The following is a 16,524-nucleotide window of genomic DNA, read 5'->3' as shown; positions in this document are numbered from 1 at the left end:
GGTCGTGCACGAGCGCGGCGCCGACGAACCACAACGCGATGCCGAACGCGTCGCCGGCCAGCAGCCTCACGCCCGCGTACCCCGCGAGGCAGAACGTGGCGGCCAGCAGCAGGAGATGCAGCGGCCCCTCCCCGTACCAGCGCTCCAGAAGGCCCTTCCGGGGCACCGGCGGGAGTACCGCACGTGTACTCATCGCTGCTCTCCGAAGGTCAGCCGGCCCACCCATTTGGTGTTCATCACGCCCGGCGCCGCCGGCACGATGATCCGCGCCGGATAGCCGTGATCCGGCGACAGGTCCGCGCCGTTGACCCTGACGGCCAGCAGCGAGCGCGGGTCGCGCACCTGGTTGTCGCGGAGTGCCACCTCGCGGAAGGAGCCGCGCCGCTGCACGGACTCCACCAGGACGTCCGGCGGCCGGTCCGCCGGATGTCCTGCGAGCACGGCGAGGTCCCGCAGCCGTACTCCGCGCCACCACTGGTCCGAGGTCGACCAGCCCTCCACACAGGCGATCGGCAGCGCCGCGCCGTACTGGTCCATCGCGAGCAACTGGTCCCGGGACAGCCGGATCTCACCGGCAGGTCCCCTGACGGTGAGCGACCATCCCTCGCCCGTGTCCGCCCGGGTGACACCGGCGTACGCGGCCGTCTTGTTGATCTGGAAGCCGTTGGGTCCCGGGCCGGGTTCGGCGCCGCCCCTCGGCGTGAGGAGCGCGGTGGCGCGGAGCGGTCCGTCGAAGTTCCGGCCCGCCGAAGTGGCGAGCATCAGCAGCGAACCGGCTCCCACCACGGCGAGGGCCCCTCGCCGGGTGATGGTCGCGGGATCGGGGGCCGGGGAGGCCAGTTCATCCTGGTCGGCGCGCAGGACGCCACCGCGCAGGGCCCGTACCGCCTTCGGCAGTTTCAGCGCGGTATGGGCGAGGAACGCGGCGAAGAACACCCATCCCCCGTAGAAGTGCAGCGGATAGAAGGACCCCGGGAACAGGTACTCCAGCTGGATGTTGAGCAGCCCGGTGATGAACTCGAACAACGCGCCGCCCACGAGCAGGAGGAGGGAGATCCGCTCCAGCGCATGGGCCACCGAACGGACGGGCGGCAGTCCGAAGAGTTTCGGGACGACCGACCAGAGCTTCGCCAGCAGGACGGGGACGAGCGCGATGCCGACGGTGACGTGCAGGCCCTGGTTCAGGCGGTACAGCCACACGGGACCGGTCGGCCAGGCGAAGAGGTAGAACCCGAGCCACCCCTTGTCCGGCGTCTTGTCGTTGACCGCCGTGAGGTCCGGGTTGTAGGCGGCGTACGACAGCAGCCCGGTCACGAACAGCAGCGTGAGCCCGACGAGCAGGACGACTCCGAGCACCGCGGTGAAGCGGACGCCGCGCACCGGGCTGCGCCAGAACCCGGGTTCGTCGGGGGTGGGCAGGGAGCTCGGCAGCGTACGGATCCGGCGTCTGACGTCCATGCGCCGACGCTATGTCCGGTACGGGGAGTCGAGGCGGCCGCGACTCCTGACGGAAGTCTGACGTCACTCCCGTGGCACCGCCGCAAGCCGCTCCGGCCTGCATACCGTGCGAGCGTGAAGACCGAGAACCCGCCGCACTCCAAGGACCGTCGAGGGCGCCGCCGCGACCTCATCGCCGCCGGGGCCGGAGTCGTGCTCGTCACTGCCACCGTGCTCGTCGGACGCGCGATCCAGAACGCCGACGGAAGCCTCAGGGTGCAGTGGCCGCCGCTGCTGGCCTCGTGGGATCCGCACGTCGGCCCCGGCACCCCGGCCGCCGTCGTGTCCGCCGTCGCCGTCGTCGCGTACGGGCCGGTCCTCGCCGCACGGCTGCCGTGGCGGGGCCTGCTCCTCACCGCGTGGGCGGCGTCCCTGACCTGGACGCTGTCGCTGGCGCTCGTCGACGGCTGGCACCGCGGCGTCGCGCGGCGCCTCACCACGAAGCACGAGTACCTGCGGGTCATCGACCGTTTCGACGACATCGGCGCCGCGTTGCGCGGCTTCGACGACCACATCCTGATCGGCCCCCCGGACAACTGGCCCGCACACGTCGCCGGGCACCCGCCGGGCGCCACGCTGACGTTCGTCGGTCTGGACCGCGTCGGGCTCGGCGGCGGCGCCTGGGCCGCCGTGTGGTGCCTGGTGCTCGCCGCGTCCGCCTCTGTGGCCGTCCTGATCACCCTCCGCGCCCTGGGCGACGAACACCTCGCGCGCCGGGCCGCCCCATTCCTCGTGCTCGCCCCCGTCGCGGTGTGGGCGGGTGTATCGGCCGACGGCTACTTCGCGGCGGTCGCCGCCTGGTCGGTGGCCCTGCTCGCGCCGGCTGCGACGCGGCGCCGCGGGGCGAGTGCCGGCCGGGCGACGGGCACCTGGGCCCTGGCGTTCGCCTCAGGGCTGCTGTTCGGCCTGACCTGCTACCTGTCGTACGGGCTGACGCTGATCGCGGCGCTCCTGGTCACCGTCCTCCTGCTCGCCCGGACGGCCCGCCCGCTCGTCCCGTTCCTACTGGGCACGGTGGTCGTCCCGCTCGCCTTCACCCTGGCGGGCTTCAACTGGTGGGACGCCTACCACCTGCTCGTCGAGCGGTACTACCAAGGCGCGGGCGGCGTCCGCCCGTACGGCTACTGGGTCTGGGCGAACCTCGCCTGCACCACCCTCGCCGCCGGTCTCGCCACCGTCGCGGGCCTGCGCCGCGCCCTTGCCGCCGCCCCCGGCGCCGTACGCACCCTGCGCCCGGGCGACGCAGCCGGCCGCGAAGCGTCGGATCCCGGTCAGCGACTCGCGCTGCTCGCCGTGGCGGCGCTCCTCGCGCTGCTCGTCGCGGACCTCTCCGGGATGAGCAAGGCGGAGACGGAACGTATCTGGCAGCCCTTCGTTCTCTGGCTGCTGCCCGCCGCCGCGCTGCTCCCTGACGCGACCCGGCGCGGCTGGCTGAGCGCTCAGGCGGTGGTGGCCCTGGTGATCAACCACCTTCTGTGGACGGGCTGGTGAGCTTCGCCCGCCGTCACAGCCGGACCCGCACCTGTCCCCGCAGTCGCTCCAGCACCCGCCCGCGCAGCAGCTCGTACTCCTCGCGGAGCCTCACGATCTCCGCCGGGCGGGGCACCACCGTGCCGCCCGTCACGATCTCCTCCGGACCGAACTGCTCGCGGGTGAGGTCGATCTCGATGCCCATCCCCAGCCGGTTCCACCAGTGGAAGTCCGTCTGTACGCCGTCGACCCGGACCTCGCCCCGGATCAGCTCGCCGCCGAGCAGATCGTTGACCACCATGGCCGTCACTCCGCACTGGTCGCGGGCCGGATTGTCCGGGTTCCAGTGCGGGCGGTGGACGGGGGTGGTCGTGTCGGCGTCCCAGCTGCTTCTGATGGCAGCTTCGAGATCGGCGAGGAGGAGGGGTTCCATGCCCTGATCCTCCCACCGCCCACCGACAATGCCCGCCCGCGAGCCGGAGCCGCTCAGCGCGACGTGCGCGAGGCCATGACGGCGATGTCGTCCTCCGCGTCCTGCCCGAACCGCTCCAGCACCTCGTCCAGCAGGTCCTCCAGCTTGCCGCTCACCGGCAGCGCGAGTCCCGAGAGCCGTCCCACCGACACGTCGATGTCCTCGCCCCTGCGCTCCACCAGACCGTCGGTGTACATGAACAGCACCGTCCCCGGCCCGCACGCCACCGTCGTCGAGCGGTAGCCGCCGAACCCCGTACCGAGGGGCGGCCCCACGGACACCTCCGCCACCCGCCCGCCCGACCCCGGGTCGATGAACACCGGCGGCAGATGGCCCGCGCTGGCCACTTCGCAGACCCCGACGGCCCGGTCGACCATCGCGACCAGACAGGTCGCGGCACGGTCGATCCCGGAACGCTCGACCATCCGGTCCAGCCGCTCCAGGATCTCGTGCGGCGGAAGGTCGTCGTAGGCCAGGAGCCGAAGCAGCGAGCGGTAGTGGCTCATGGCGACGGACGCCTCCACGCCGTGCCCCATCACATCGCCCATCGCCTTGAGATGGCGCCCGTCGCGCAGCGGGATGACGTCGAACCAGTCACCGCCCACCAGCACCCCCTCCTCGGAGGGCAGATACCGGCTGGCGATCTCCACGTGCGGGTGCGATCCGCGCGGTTCCGAGAGCAGGGACCGCTGGAGCTCGCGGGCGATGGCGTGCTCGTGGGCGTACCGGCGGGCGTGCTCCAGGTCCACGGCGGCGCGGCCCGCCAGCTCCCGCGCGACGACCACGTCCTCGTCCGTGAACGGGGGCGACCCGTCCGCCCGTACGAGGCTCATGGCGCCCTGCGGGAGTCCTCGCACCGTGAGCGGTACGACGAGCGCCGAGTGGATGCCGAAGGCCTGGTAAGGGGCGGCCCCTTCCCGCACGGGCCCCCAGGCGTCCAGTTCCTCTTCGCTGTCGAAGCTCAGACACACCGGCACGTTCGCCGCCAGGCAGCGCGGGACGGCAGCGTCCTCCTGGTAGTCGATGTAATCCCCCGGTCCGCTGAACTGGTCCCCCTTGTCGCTGAGCGCGGGCACCGCCGCCAGTGCGGCGCGCCGCATACGCAGCACGCCCGGCGGGGCGTGCCGCACCTCGTGCCCCACATCCGGCGGGAAGACCTCCACGGCCGCGACGTCCGCCAGCGCCGGTACGACGAAATCGGCCAGCTCCTGACAGGTGGTGTCCATGTCGAGCGTCGTGCCGATGCTCACCGCCGCCGTTTCCAGCAGTGCCAGATGACGCCTGGCCCGCTTCAGCTCGTCGTGCCTGATCTCGGACTCACTGACGTCCAGAACGATGGCGACCAGCCCGACGGCCTTCCGGTTCCCGTCCTCCAGGCGGTGGTACGCCGCGTGCAGGTGGCGCACCTCCAGGTCGGAGACCGCCCACGTCTGGCCCGTGTAGGTGAGCTCGCGTGACTGCCCGTCGGCCAGTACCTCGCGCAGGACGTCCTCGCGCGCCTCGATCTCCGGCAGGACCTCGAAAACGGAGCGGCCCAGGTGGCCTGCGGCCGAAACGCCGTTGATCCGTTCGAGTGCCGGGTTGACGTAGAGGTAGCGCAGTCCGGTGTCGAGGACGGCCACGCCCGCCATCGCGCCGCCGAGCAGCGAGGCCACTGCCGCCAGATCGAAGGGCGTCGGCTGGGCTGCGTGCTCTTCGGACGGCACAGGAGCCTCCTGGGGCGGGCACGGGAACAGACACGGGGCGGGCGCTCGGGCCGGGCGGCAGACGGGGTGGGTGCACGTCTGCGGCCCGGCTCCTCATCCTGGTCCGCCGGGCCCCGCCCCGCATCTCCGCACCTTCCGAACGGACCACACCGCGGCCCCGCGCCGCGTCGGCCTCGGGAGGCTCCGGCCGGCCCCATGGCGCGTGACGGGCCTCTCGTGATCCGCGTGGGTCATGTGCCCGGCGTGGCCGGCCCCACCGCGATCAGGAACTCCACGGGCGCGGCAGCGCGTCGACGCCGAGCGTACCCAGTGCGGGGTCGGCGTCCGGGGGCAGCCGGAGCGCCTCGGACACCGCGTCCGGCAGGGCGGTCCGTCCGAGCAGGCCGGTGACCAGGGCGGTCGTCAACTCGTGCCAGAGAGGGGCTCGGCGCAGCATCGCGTGGTCGCTTCCCCCGACCGTGATCAGGCAGGTCCTGGCGCCCGCACCGCGTGCCCTGCCGGCCAGGACGCGGCTGGCGCGGGGGCTCGTGACGCGGTCGTCGGTGCTGTGGACCAGGACGACATCGCGGTCCGCGAGCTGGGCCACCGGATCCTCGGGCGGGCACCACGGGGCGAGGCCGACCACAGCGCGTACGAGGGGATGGCCGGCGGCGCGGAGGGAGGCCCGGGCGCCCATGGAGTGGCCGACCAGGACCACGGGGATCTCACCGGCCTCGCGCCGGAGCGCGTCGAGGGCCCGTACGGCGTCGTGGAGGGGGTCCTCGCGGGGACCGTTCCAGCCGCGGCAGGTGTAGGTGACGCCGCGAACCAGCACACCGGCCGGCCGCGTGGCCTTCGTGACGGCCTGCCGGAAGGGGCGCATCCGGACCGCCGGAAGGTTGAGCGGACCGAGCGGCGGCGCCCCGGTCCCCGCCTCACGGCCGCCGTGCAGGAGGAGCACCGCAGCCGAGGGAGGAGGGTTTGCCATACGTTCACCGTACGGGGCGCACACGCGCCCTCGTACGCCGGCCAAGGGAGTCATGATGGCATCGGGACCTCAACTCGGTCAGTCCGTGGAGGACTTCACCCTGCCCGGGGGAATTCTCACCGACGACGCTTTCGAGCGCAGCGACTACACGCTCTCCACCGCGCGCGGACGGTCCGTCGTCCTCGCTTTCTACCCGGGGGACAACACTCCGGTCTGCACGAAGCAGCTCTGCTCCTACTCTTCCGGGTTCGAGACGTTCGAAGGGCTGGATGCCGAGGTCTGGGGAATCAGTCCACAGGGTGTGGACAGCCATGAGGACTTCGCCCGGACGCACGGCCTGCGGATGCCGCTGCTCGCCGACGAGGGACGCGAGATCGCCAAGGCGTACGGGGTGTCCGCGCCCGGAATCGGCGTACGCCGGGCGATCTTCCTGGTCGGTCCCGACGGGGTCCTGCGGTGGAAGCACGTGTCCCTGTTCGGGGCGACGTTCCAGTCGCTGGACACGCTCGCGGACCGGCTGTCCGGCATAGAAGTCGCGTAAAGACTGCCGGGATCCGGCAGTACCGCAAGCCTCCGCCGTATGGGATCATCCAGCCAGTTCGACGGAAATGTCGGGGGACATCGAAACACCGGGGGAATGATCACGTGACCTTCTTTCTTGGTCTCGGCATCGCGGGAATCGCTCTTCTCCTCTTCTCCCTGATCTTCGACGGAATCCTCGAAGGGCTTTTCGGCGGCGTACTGGACGGCCTGTTCGACGGCCTTCTCTCGCTGCCGGTGATCGCGGGCTTCCTGGCGATGCTCGGCTTCGGCGGCGCGATCGTCCTGGGCACGACCGGCGTCGGCACGGTCGCCGCCACGGCTGTCGGCGTCGTCGCCGGTCTCGTCGCCGCGTGGATGACCTGGAGGTTCAGCCGGGCACTCATGCGGGACCAGACGACGGCGACGCCGCGCGGGGACGATCTCATCGGCACCTCCGGGTCTGTCGTCACGCCCATCCCCGCCGGTGGTTACGGCGAGGTGCTGCTGCGACTCGCGGGCCAGACCGTGAAGTTCGCCGCGAAGAGCCAGGAGCCCGTCGAGCGCGGGGCCGAGATCTGGGTGGAGGCCGCACTGTCGACCACCTCGGTCCAGGTCCGCCCCGTGGAGCGATGACCACCACCTGACGTTCGACACCGACTTCCTGACTGAAAACGATCTGCCGTCCCCCTCGTCGGGAGGCAGGGGGGACCCTTCTCATGAGCCCAGTTCTGACCGCCGTCATCGGCATCGTCGTACTCGTCGTACTCCTCGGCCTCGTAGTGGTCACCCGCTACAAGGTGGCCGGGCCCAGCGAGGCGTTCATCATCACCGGCCGGCGCGGCAAGAAGTCGACCGACCCGGTCACCGGCCGCACCAGCATCGACAACAGCGGCCAGAAGGTCGTCGTCGGTGGCGGCGTCTTCGTCGTGCCGTTCGTCCAGCAGAAGTTCACCCTGGACCTCTCCAGCCGCCACATCCCGATCTCGGTGCGCGGCGCGGTAACCCTGCGCGGCGTGAAGGCGAACCTGGAGGGCGTCGCGATCGTCAAGGTCGGCGGCAACGAGGACGCGATCCGGGCCGCGGCCCAGCGCTTCCTCCAGCAGCAGGACGGCATCGTCGGCTTCACCCAGGAAGTCCTGTCCGGCGCCCTGCGCGCCATCGTGGGCCGGATGTCGGTCGAGGACATCATCCGCGACCGTGCCGCGTTCGCGAGCCAGGTCGCCGAGGAGGCCGAGGCGAGCCTCTCCGGGCAGGGCCTGATCCTGGACGCGTTCCAGATCCAGGACATCACCACCGAGGGTTCGTACCTCGAGGACCTCGGCCGGCCCGAGGCGGCGCGCGCCAAGCAGGAGGCCGACATCGCGGAGGCCATCGCCCGCCGTGCGTCGGAGCAGGCCCGGCTGAAGGCCGCCGAGGAGATCGCGATCGCCGAGCGGACGTTCTACCTGAAGCAGGCCGAGATCAAGGCCGAGACGGAAGCGGCGGCAGCCAAGGCCAACGCGGCCGGCCCCCTCGCCGAGGCCGCCCGCCAGCAGGAAGTACTCCAGGAGCAGGAGAAGGTCGCCGAGCGCCAGGCGGCCCTGACGGACCGTGAGCTGGACACGAAGGTCCGTAAGCCCGCCGACGCCGCCCGCTACCAGGCCGAGCAGGAGGCGGAGGCCCGCCGCATCGCCCAGGTCAAGGAAGCCGAAGCGGACGCGGAGCGCTCGCGGCTGACCGGCCAGGGCGAGAAGCTGCACCGCTCGGCCCTGGCCGACGCGGTCCGCATCGAGGGCGAGGCGGAGGCCGCGGCGATCGCGGCCAAGGGCGCGGCCGAGGCCGAGGCCATGCAGAAGAAGGCCGACGCGTTCGCCCGGTACGGGGACGCGGCGGTACTCCAGATGCTGGTCGAGGTCCTGCCGACGGTCGTCGCGAAGGCGTCCGAGCCGCTGAGCGCGATCGACAAGCTGACGGTGATCTCCACGGACGGCGCCAGCCAGCTGGCCCGCACGGTCACGGACAACGTGACGCAGGGGATCGAACTCCTCAACTCCACGACGGGCGTGGACCTGGGAGCCCTGCTGGAGAACCTGAAGAACCGCACGGCGCCGGCCGCCGAGGTCCCCGCGCAAACGGAGACCGCCGCGAACAACGGCAAGATCGAGATCACCGGCTGACCGGTCACGCACCCGACACACCCGTGCCCGGCCGAGAGTCCCTCGGCCGGGCACGGGTGTGTGCGGAGCCGGGCCGGGGGCGCACAGGCCCGGCGAGCACGGCCCCGGTCGGGTGACGGCACGTGAACCCGCGACGCGTTCGCGGCCGTGGACGCACCGGCCGCCTTCCTCTCACAGCTCCTTGGCCGGCCAGTCCAGGAGCCGGGCACCGATCACCGCGGTCTGGAGCGCGTAGCGGTGCATCGGGTCGGAGGGGTCCGAGCCGGTCAGCTCGCGGATGCGCTCCAGCCGGTACGTCAGGGCGCGCACGCTGAGATCCAGTCGGCGGGCCGTCTCGGCGGAGACGCAGCCCGCCTCGAAGTACACCGTCAGTGTCTTCAGCAGCGGCTCCGCGCCGCCCCTGGCCTTCCGCAGCGGTCCGAGTTCGCTGCGTACGAGATCGGCCATCGCCTCCCTGTCCCGGGTCAGCACGGGGTAGACCAGCAGGTCGGACGCGTACAGCACCGGCTCGTCGAGCCCCATCCGCCGCGCCAGGTCGAGGGCGTCGAGCGCCTCGTCGTACGAGTGGACGACGCCTCCGGGACCCTGGTGCGGGCGGCCCACCGCGACCTGCCCGCCGTCCGTCGCCGCGTGCGCCTGCTTGGCGAAGTACCGCAGGACGTCCGGCTGACTGCCGGGGGCGATACAGACCAGCCGCCCGTCCTTCGTCGTCAGCAGGATCTTCCGGCCGCCGAAGCGGGCCAGCAGCGCCGCCTCCACCTTCCGCGGCACGGCGTCCGTCTCCGTGTACCCCTCCGTGCCCGCCGCCACGGCCACCGCGTGGGCGCGCGAGAGCCGCAGCCCGAAACGGGTGGCCCGCTCCGCGAGGCGGCCCAGGTCACTGCGCCCGTACAGCAGGTCGTCGATGAACTCGCGCCGCGCCGCCTCCTCCCGCCGCACGGTGAGGCGCTGGGCGCGCTCGAAACCCTCGGCGAAGGCGTCCACCGTCTGCTCCACGGCGGCCAGCACGGAATCGGCCGTCGCCGGACCCGCGTTCGCGGCCTGCGGCCAGGCGGTGCGGGTCTCGGCCAGATGCATCCCCACCAGGGCGCGCAGCTGATGGCCGGCCTCGGCTGCCTCACGGCCCAGAGCACGGTGAACCTCCAGCTCCTCCCGGGTCAACCGGCGCCCCGTCGCGGAGACTTCGCCCAATATGCGGGCGTAGTCCCCGAGGAACTCTCCTGGAATCTCCGGCTCCTGCACGTGCACCCCTCCCTCTCTGTATTTCGGCCCTGATACGGCTGTGACGCTCCCCCGACGCTTCTTCAACTCCCCCGGGGGCCTGCCGATGCCCGGCATCGGTGAAGGGCCAAGACTGCCGGATCCAGGCAGTGCGGAGGCGCGGTCGCGGCTGACACCATCCGGTCAGCAACATACGGGGGAACACACGGGGGACGGCCCGGCTGCCGCGCAGCCGTTCGTGGTGACACGGCAGCCGGGCACCTCCCTCGCGGCGGCAGGACGCACGGTCCGGTCGCACGCGCGCCGCCTCCGGCGCTCCTTCCCGCGGTGGAGTGTCCTGACCGGCCGGGCGACAGACCCGGGCCGCGTCCCCCGAAGGGCACCACAGACCTGTCATGCGAAGATCACCGACCTGCCGGACGCGACCGGAAGGAGCACGGCATGCTGGGTTTCGTGCCCCCACTTCCTCAGCAGCCCCAACGCCCCTCCGCAGGCGGACACATGGTCGTGTGCGGTGACGACACCCTGGCCAGGCGCCTCGCCGTGGAGCTCCGATACGTCTACGGCGAGCGGGTCACCCTGGTCCTGCCGCCGGGCCGCGACCCCACCCATCCCGAACAGCCGCTGACCCAGCGCGGCCGTGCGGCAGCCCTGTTCGGGCGGATGTCGGCGGCGATGAGCCGCAACGGCGCGGCGGCCGGCACCACGGACAGCGACACGAACGCCGGGGTGGAGGCCGTACGCATCCTGGAGGCACCGGAGCCATCCGACGACGTACTCGAGGAGGCGGGCATCGACCGGGCCGCGGCGCTCGCACTCGTCTACGACGACGACGAGCGCAACATCCGTGCCGCGCTGACCGCCCGCCGCCTCAACCCGCGCCTGCGCCTGGTCATCCGGCTCTACAACCGCAAGCTCGGCCAGCACCTGGAGACGCTGCTCGACCAGGCGGCGGTGCTGGCCATGCCCGGACTCGACCAGGCGGCACTCGACGCCTCCACCACCGTGCTCTCGGACGCGGACACGGCGGCCCCCGCCCTCGCCGCCACCGCCCTCACCGGCAGCAGCAGGGTCGTCCAGGCCGAGGGCCTGATCCTGCGGGCCGCCGAACGGCCGCCGCCGCGCCACGGCGAGGTGGCCGACCCGGGACTGTGTACGCTCGCGCTGCTCTCCTCCACCACGTACGACCCGGCGGGAGCCGAAGGTTCCGACAGCAGCGGCGACGAGGGGCCCCAACTCCTCCCCGACGACGCCTCGGTGGCGTCGGCCGTGGGACGCGGAACCATCGTCCTGGAGAACATGAGCCAGGCGGACCCGGCCCGCCCGGCGCGGCGGATGGGCGGACGGGGCGCGCCCCTGAGCCAGGTGTTCTCGCGGCGGCTGCGCTGGTCGGCGGCGGGTGTGGCGACAGCCGTGGTCGGTCTGGCCGTGGCCTCGGTGCTGTCCACGGGCTATCACCCCCTGCACGCCGCCTACCTGACGCTGCTCGACCTGTTCGCGATGGGTGATCCGGCGCTCGACGACCCGCCGGGCCGGCAGATCATCCAGCTGCTCTCCGGCCTGGCCGGGCTGATGCTGCTGCCCCTGCTGGTCGCCGCCGTCCTGGAGACGTTCGGTTCGCTGCGCACCACGTCGTCGCTGCGCCGCCCGCCGCGCGGACTGTCCGGGCACGTGGTGCTGCTGGGCCTCGGCAAGATCGGTACGCGGGTGCTGGTGCGGCTGCGGGAACTGAACATCCCCGTGGTCGTCGTCGAGGAGGACCCGGAGGCTCGCGGGATCCCGCTGGCCCGGAGCATGCACGTCCCGACCGTCATAGGCGATGTCACCCAGGAAGGCGTGCTGGAGGCGGCGAAGATCCATCGCGCCGGCTCCCTGCTGGCTCTGACCAGCGTGGACACCACGAATCTGGAGGCAGCGCTGTACGCCCGCTCGGTCAAGCCGGACCTGCGCGTGGCGCTGCGGCTGTACGACGACGAGTTCGCCACCGCCGTCTACCGCACCCTGCGCACCGCCCACCCGCAGGCCCTGACCCGCTCCCGTTCGGTCTCCCACCTGGCCGCCCCGTCGTTCGCGGGCGCCATGATGGGCCGCCAGATCCTGGGTGCGATCCCGGTCGAGCGGAAGGTCATGCTGTTCGCCGCGCTGGGCGTGGCGGGCCACCCCCAGCTGGAGGGCCGCACGGTGGAGCAGGCGTTCCGCGCGGGTGCCTGGCGGGTCCTGGCCCTGGACGCCACGCCGCCCGCCGACCGGCAGCCGGACCTGGCGGCCGCCGGGACGACGGGCCTGCCGCAGGGCCTGGTCTGGGACCTGCACCCCGGGTACGTACTGCGCCCCGAGGACCGTGTGGTGATCGCCGCGACCCGGCGAGGTCTGGCGGAACTCCTCCGCGCGCAGCGGTCGATGACGCGCCGCTGAACCCAGGGGATGCCGACCGCCGCAGGCCGGCTCGGCACCCCGGGGCCCGCTCTCCCGGGCGTACGTGAGGTGCCGGCGTCCGTCTTCACACCCTTGACCAGCCGCGCCGTCCCGTCCGCGTCGGACTGGGCGAAGCCGGGCGTCACTTAGGGGCGTGCTCGCCCACGTAGAACAGGATCCAGACGAAGCCGGCGAAGAGGTGCGTGGCGAAGACGTAGACGAAGACGCGCAGCGCGACGCCGCGCTCCTTCCAGCGTTCGCTCTCGGCCATGGCCCGCCTCATCTCACCCGTCGCCGTGGTCGTACGGCGTGTTCACAGTACGCACCGGACAGGCCCGGACGGCGGACGAGATGTTGCCGCCCCCGACACCCGAGGAGAACCTGAGCGGGACTTCACCAGGTCTCAGCGAGCGCGGACCACACCGCGCCGGTCGTGGTGGGCGTAAGGAGCGGCACTGCAATGAGAGTCATGCTGAGGGCGCGTATGGACACCCAGATGTCGAACAAGCTCATCAAGAGCGGCGAGCTGCAGAAGGTCATGGAGAAGATGCTCCAGGACCTCAAGCCCGAGGCGGCCTACTTCGGCCCCAGCGACGGCGGGCGGTCCTGCACGTTCGTCTTCGACATGCAGGACAGCTGGCGGCTGCCCAGCATCGCGGAGCCGCTGCTGGAGGAGCTCGGCGCGAAGATCGAGATCCAGCCGGTGATGAACGTCGAGGACATGCAGAAGGGTCTTGCCGCGCTGAAGTAGGGCCGGCCCCGGGGCAGCCGCCCGGCCTCGCCCGGGCGGCTGCCCGAAAAGGTTGAAATGCACATAAAGCCCCACTCGGTTCTACTGAGGGGCATGAGCGCTCTTCCGTTCCACGACACGACCGATTTCGAGAACGCCGACCGCGGTTTCGTCGCCGCCCTGGAGCCCGCCGTGGTCAAGGGGGACGAGGGCCGCGTCGTCTGGGACAACGACGCGTACGCGTTCCTCGACGCCGACTGCCCCGGGACCGCGCATCCGAGCCTGTGGCGCCAGGCCCAGCTCTGCGCCCGGCAGGGGCTCTACGAGGTGACGGACGGGATCTACCAGGTCCGCGGGCTCGACCTCTCGAACATGACACTGGTCGAAGGGGACAAGGGAGTCGTCGTCATCGACCCCCTGATCTCGGCCGAGACCGCCGCGGCCGCACTCGCGCTGTACCGGAGCGAGCGCGGCGACCGGCCCGTGACCGGGATGATCTACACCCACTCGCACGGCGACCACTTCGGCGGCGCTCGCGGGATCCTCCCCGAGGGCCACGCCCCGGTGCCGATCCTCGCCCCGGCCGGTTTCATGGAGCACTCGGTCAGCGAGAACGTGTACGCGGGCAACGCGATGACCCGTCGCGCCACGTACATGTACGGAGACCGCATCCCGAAGGCCCCCGACGGACAGATCGGCGCCGGCCTCGGTATGACCACCTCCACCGGCACGATCACTCTCATCCCTCCGACCGTGGACATCGAGCGCACGGGGCAGGAGGAGACGGTCGACGGCGTGCGGATGGTCTTCCAGATGACACCCGGCACCGAGGCCCCGTCCGAGATGAACTTCCTCTTCCCGGACCGCCGCGCCCTGTGCCTGGCAGAGAACGCCACGCACAACATGCACAACGTCCTGACCCTGCGCGGCGCCCTGGTACGTGACCCCCGCATCTGGTCGCGCTACATCGACGAGGCCATCGAGCTGTTCGCCGACAAGATCGACGTCGCCTTCGCGTCACACCACTGGCCCACCTGGGGCCGGGAGAACGTCACGGACTTCCTCGCGGTCCAGCGTGACCTGTACGCCTACATGCACGACCAGACCCTGCGGCTCCTGAACGCCGGGCTGACCGGCCTGGAGATCGCCGAGGAGATCCAGCTTCCCCCCGCGCTGGAGAACTCCTGGCACGCCCGCGGCTACTACGGCTCGCTCAGCCACAACGTGAAGGCGGTCTACCAGCGCTACATGGGCTGGTTCGACGGCAACCCCGCCCATCTCTGGGAGCACCCCCCGGTCGAATCCGCGAAGCGGTACGTCGACTGCATGGGCGGCGCGGACGCCGTGGTCGCCATGGCGCGCGAGTACGTCGACCAGGGCGACCTGCGGTTCGCCGCGACGCTCCTCAACCACGTCGTCTTCGCCGACGACACCCACGCCGGTGCGCGTGCGGACCTGGCGGCCGTGTACCGGACGCTGGGGCACGGTTGCGAGAACGGTCCCTGGCGCAACTTCTACCTGATGGGTGCCAAGGAACTCGACGAGGGCGCGAGCCGCGCGCTGCTGGACACGGACAACCCCGGGATGGCCATGGCGCTCTCCGTCGAGCAGCTCCTCGACTCGATCGCCGTACGGGTAGACGGGCCCCGCGCCTGGGACCTGGACCTGGTCATCGACCTGAACATGACCGACGAGGGCACCCGGCACCGCCTCACCCTCCACAACGGGGCCCTCACCCACCGCGCCACCACCGGCACCGCCCCGCTCCGGAGCCCGGCGGCGCTGACCCTCACCCTCACCCGTCCCCAGCTGCTGGGCATCCTCGCCGGCCAGGGCCTCGACGGGGTCGAGCAGGACGGCGATCCCGCCGTGCTCGGGACCCTGTTCTCGCTGCTCGCGGAACCCGACACGTCCTTCCCGATCGTGACTCCTTAGCCCCGTCCCCCCGCCCGTGGGGAAGGCGCCTCCTCGCGCAGCAGGAGGACGCGGCCGGGCCGGCGCCGACTCCCGCCCGCCGAGAGGGCGTCGGGCGCGGTCGCCGGCGAGGCCGGGAGCCGGGGGACGACCGGGTGGCCCCGGCCCGGGCGACCGGGTGGCCCCGGCCCGGGCGGGATCCACGGCGCGCGGCGGGAAGCGGTCACGCGGGCCGAACGGTGGATCTCCGAGCAGCGGGACAGGACCCGTCCCGCGGACCCGGAATAGGCCGTGGGGGTACCCCGTTGTAGGGTGTGTTCACATAGTTCAACATTCAACCAAACCTCTTTGGAGGCGGGCGTCATGCAGTTCGGGATCTTCACCGTCGGAGACGTCACCACCGACCCCACGACCGGCCGGACACCGAGCGAGCACGAGCGCATCAAGGCCACCATCGAGATCGCGCTCAAGGCCGAGGAAGTGGGCCTGGACGTCTTCGCGACCGGCGAGCACCACAACCCGCCCTTCGTCCCGTCCTCGCCGACGACCACGCTCGGCTACATCGCCGCCCGCACAGAGAAGCTGATCCTCTCCACATCCACCACGCTGATCACCACCAACGACCCGGTGAAGATCGCCGAGGACTACGCCACCCTCCAGCACCTCGCGGAGGGCCGCATCGACCTCATGATGGGACGCGGCAACACCGGGCCCGTCTACCCGTGGTTCGGCAAGGACATCCGCCAGGGCATCCCGATGGCGATCGAGAACTACGCCCTGCTGCACAAGCTGTGGCGCGAGGAGGTCGTCGACTGGGAAGGCAAGTTCCGTACGCCGCTCCAGTCCTTCACCGCCACCCCGCGCCCGCTGGACGGCATCCCGCCGTTCGTCTGGCACGGCTCCATCCGCTCCCCGGAGATCGCCGAGCAGGCCGCGTACTACGGCGACGGCTTCTTCCACAACAACATCTTCTGGCCCATGGAGCACACCGAGAAGATGGTCAAGCTCTACCGCCGGCGTTACGCCCACTACGGGCACGGCACCGAGGAGCAGGCCATCGTGGGTCTCGGCGGCCAGGTGTTCATGCGGAAGAACTCGCAGGACGCGGTCCGGGAGTTCCGCCCGTACTTCGACAACGCACCGGTATACGGCCACGGCCCCTCGCTGGAGGAGTTCACCGAGCAGACCCCGCTGACCGTCGGGTCCCCGCAGGAGGTCATCGAGAGGACCCTGTCCTTCCGTGACTCCGTCGGCGACTACCAGCGCCAGCTGTTCCTGATGGACCACGCGGGACTCCCGCTCAAGACGGTCCTGGAGCAGCTCGACATCCTCGGCGAAGAGGTCGTGCCGGTGCTGCGCAAGGAGTTCGCCAGGCTGAGGCCGGCCGGTGTGCCGGAGAGCAGCCCGGTCCACCCGGCGGTCGCCGCCGCCGCTGCCGCCAAGGAGGTCTGAGT

14 protein-coding genes are annotated in these 16,524 nt (G+C 71.6%); 8 read left to right on the top strand and 6 right to left on the bottom strand.

All coding sequences use genetic code 11. The features are described from left to right. Positions 1-189: 189 nt before the first annotated feature. On the bottom strand, positions 190-1,458 hold the full coding sequence (locus AB0C82_RS23050) for a molybdopterin-dependent oxidoreductase (protein WP_362845060.1): 1,269 nt from the start codon (positions 1,456-1,458) through the stop codon (positions 190-192). 114 nt (positions 1,459-1,572) lie between these two features. Here AB0C82_RS23050 and AB0C82_RS23045 point away from each other — a divergent pair, with 114 nt between their 5' ends. Continuing rightward, the gene (locus AB0C82_RS23045) at positions 1,573-2,988 is read left to right on the top strand and encodes a hypothetical protein (RefSeq protein ID WP_362845057.1); all 1,416 of its coding nucleotides are present in this window, start codon (positions 1,573-1,575) and stop codon (positions 2,986-2,988) included. A gap of 13 nt (positions 2,989-3,001) precedes the next feature. On the opposite strand, the gene AB0C82_RS23040 is transcribed toward AB0C82_RS23045, so the two are convergent. The 3 genes from AB0C82_RS23040 to AB0C82_RS23030 form a co-directional block, all read right to left on the bottom strand. Beyond that, a complete protein-coding gene (locus tag AB0C82_RS23040) occupies positions 3,002-3,400 on the bottom strand; it encodes a hypothetical protein (RefSeq protein WP_362845054.1) in 399 nt (132 codons plus the stop codon). Positions 3,401-3,453: 53 nt separating this feature from the next. Beyond that, positions 3,454-5,145: a SpoIIE family protein phosphatase gene (locus AB0C82_RS23035; RefSeq protein WP_362845051.1), complete on the bottom strand. Its 1,692-nt coding sequence runs from the start codon at positions 5,143-5,145 to the stop codon at positions 3,454-3,456. Between the two features lie 262 nt (positions 5,146-5,407). Continuing rightward, a complete protein-coding gene (locus tag AB0C82_RS23030; RefSeq protein ID WP_362845048.1) occupies positions 5,408-6,112 on the bottom strand; it encodes an alpha/beta hydrolase in 705 nt (234 codons plus the stop codon). A 55-nt stretch (positions 6,113-6,167) separates the two neighbouring features. On the opposite strand from AB0C82_RS23030, the gene AB0C82_RS23025 reads away from it, so the two are divergent. From AB0C82_RS23025 to AB0C82_RS23015, 3 genes are all read left to right on the top strand, one after another. Then, positions 6,168-6,653: a peroxiredoxin gene (locus AB0C82_RS23025; RefSeq protein WP_362845045.1), complete on the top strand. Its 486-nt coding sequence runs from the start codon at positions 6,168-6,170 to the stop codon at positions 6,651-6,653. Between the two features lie 104 nt (positions 6,654-6,757). After that, on the top strand, positions 6,758-7,267 hold the full coding sequence (locus AB0C82_RS23020) for an NfeD family protein (RefSeq protein WP_362845043.1): 510 nt from the start codon (positions 6,758-6,760) through the stop codon (positions 7,265-7,267). Between the two features lie 83 nt (positions 7,268-7,350). Then, on the top strand, positions 7,351-8,790 hold the full coding sequence (locus tag AB0C82_RS23015) for an SPFH domain-containing protein (RefSeq protein ID WP_362845040.1): 1,440 nt from the start codon (positions 7,351-7,353) through the stop codon (positions 8,788-8,790). A 171-nt stretch (positions 8,791-8,961) separates the two neighbouring features. Here the strand turns inward: AB0C82_RS23015 and AB0C82_RS23010 are convergent, their stop codons facing one another. Continuing rightward, on the bottom strand, positions 8,962-10,032 hold the full coding sequence (locus AB0C82_RS23010; RefSeq protein WP_362845038.1) for a helix-turn-helix domain-containing protein: 1,071 nt from the start codon (positions 10,030-10,032) through the stop codon (positions 8,962-8,964). Positions 10,033-10,452: 420 nt separating this feature from the next. Here AB0C82_RS23010 and AB0C82_RS23005 point away from each other — a divergent pair, with 420 nt between their 5' ends. Next, the gene (locus AB0C82_RS23005; RefSeq protein WP_362845036.1) at positions 10,453-12,426 is read left to right on the top strand and encodes an NAD-binding protein; all 1,974 of its coding nucleotides are present in this window, start codon (positions 10,453-10,455) and stop codon (positions 12,424-12,426) included. Between the two features lie 142 nt (positions 12,427-12,568). On the opposite strand, the gene AB0C82_RS23000 is transcribed toward AB0C82_RS23005, so the two are convergent. Beyond that, complete coding sequence (locus AB0C82_RS23000; RefSeq protein ID WP_362845033.1) at positions 12,569-12,697, bottom strand: DUF6126 family protein; 129 nt, start codon at positions 12,695-12,697, stop codon at positions 12,569-12,571. 189 nt (positions 12,698-12,886) lie between these two features. On the opposite strand from AB0C82_RS23000, the gene AB0C82_RS22995 reads away from it, so the two are divergent. The 3 genes from AB0C82_RS22995 to AB0C82_RS22985 all read left to right on the top strand — a co-directional run bounded on the left by AB0C82_RS22995 (position 12,887) and on the right by AB0C82_RS22985 (position 16,522). Then, complete coding sequence (locus AB0C82_RS22995) at positions 12,887-13,177, top strand: hypothetical protein (RefSeq protein WP_362845030.1); 291 nt, start codon at positions 12,887-12,889, stop codon at positions 13,175-13,177. Positions 13,178-13,270: 93 nt separating this feature from the next. Next, complete coding sequence (locus AB0C82_RS22990) at positions 13,271-15,091, top strand: alkyl sulfatase dimerization domain-containing protein (protein ID WP_362845027.1); 1,821 nt, start codon at positions 13,271-13,273, stop codon at positions 15,089-15,091. 342 nt (positions 15,092-15,433) lie between these two features. Further along, the gene (locus tag AB0C82_RS22985; RefSeq protein ID WP_362845024.1) at positions 15,434-16,522 is read left to right on the top strand and encodes an LLM class flavin-dependent oxidoreductase; all 1,089 of its coding nucleotides are present in this window, start codon (positions 15,434-15,436) and stop codon (positions 16,520-16,522) included. The last annotated feature ends 2 nt before the right edge of the window (positions 16,523-16,524 follow it).

The sequence above is a fragment of the Streptomyces sp. NPDC048560 genome (assembly GCF_040650955.1).
Taxonomy (GTDB): Bacteria; Actinomycetota; Actinomycetes; order Streptomycetales; family Streptomycetaceae; genus Streptomyces.
The sequence above is the reverse complement of the archived record's forward strand: the minus strand, read 5'-3'. Positions and strand labels throughout refer to the sequence as shown.

What these genes read in the sequence shown, in the direction of transcription:
- AB0C82_RS23050 (WP_362845060.1), bottom strand. Translation starts at nt 1,458, where the DNA reads ATGGACGTCAGACGCCGGATCCGTACGCTGCCGAGCTCCCTGCCCACC.
- AB0C82_RS23040 (WP_362845054.1), bottom strand. Translation starts at nt 3,400, where the DNA reads ATGGAACCCCTCCTCCTCGCCGATCTCGAAGCTGCCATCAGAAGCAGC.
- AB0C82_RS23030 (WP_362845048.1), bottom strand. Translation starts at nt 6,112, where the DNA reads ATGGCAAACCCTCCTCCCTCGGCTGCGGTGCTCCTCCTGCACGGCGGC.
- AB0C82_RS23025 (WP_362845045.1), top strand. Translation starts at nt 6,168, where the DNA reads ATGGCATCGGGACCTCAACTCGGTCAGTCCGTGGAGGACTTCACCCTG.
- AB0C82_RS23015 (WP_362845040.1), top strand. Translation starts at nt 7,351, where the DNA reads ATGAGCCCAGTTCTGACCGCCGTCATCGGCATCGTCGTACTCGTCGTA.
- AB0C82_RS23005 (WP_362845036.1), top strand. Translation starts at nt 10,453, where the DNA reads ATGCTGGGTTTCGTGCCCCCACTTCCTCAGCAGCCCCAACGCCCCTCC.
- AB0C82_RS23000 (WP_362845033.1), bottom strand. Translation starts at nt 12,697, where the DNA reads ATGGCCGAGAGCGAACGCTGGAAGGAGCGCGGCGTCGCGCTGCGCGTC.
- AB0C82_RS22995 (WP_362845030.1), top strand. Translation starts at nt 12,887, where the DNA reads ATGAGAGTCATGCTGAGGGCGCGTATGGACACCCAGATGTCGAACAAG.
- AB0C82_RS22990 (WP_362845027.1), top strand. Translation starts at nt 13,271, where the DNA reads ATGAGCGCTCTTCCGTTCCACGACACGACCGATTTCGAGAACGCCGAC.
- AB0C82_RS22985 (WP_362845024.1), top strand. Translation starts at nt 15,434, where the DNA reads ATGCAGTTCGGGATCTTCACCGTCGGAGACGTCACCACCGACCCCACG.